This is a genomic window from Escherichia sp. AM3 (assembly GCF_032029835.1).
Classification (GTDB): Bacteria; Pseudomonadota; Gammaproteobacteria; order Enterobacterales; family Enterobacteriaceae; genus Escherichia; species Escherichia coli.
In genome coordinates this window covers 1-245 of the sequence record NZ_JAVUPQ010001222.1, presented here as the reverse complement: position 1 = coordinate 245, position 245 = coordinate 1, and the positions used below count along the sequence as shown (strand labels likewise).

1 pseudogene is annotated in these 245 nt (G+C 59.6%); it reads right to left on the bottom strand.

The features are described 5' to 3' along the window. A pseudogene (locus tag RTW80_RS30395) lies at nt 1–245 on the bottom strand (cytochrome C biogenesis protein CcdA); the annotation flags it as partial.

Here is a 245-nt window from a genome sequence, read left to right as displayed (position 1 = left end):
AACACCGCCGCCATCGGTACGAAGGCCGCCACAAAAATCCCCAGCGCGATGGCCGGGACCAGCGCCATGGCAAAGTTATGCCCGAAGTGCTGCGGAATGTAGTAAAACGCCAGGCTCGAAAGCGCCATCCCGATGCAGCCAAACCAGCGCACCACCCGCATCCAGCCCATTTTTTCCGCCACCACGCCCCAGAAGACGTTCGAGAAGATGGTGGTGAAGAAGAATACCGCCCAGACCTGAAGCCA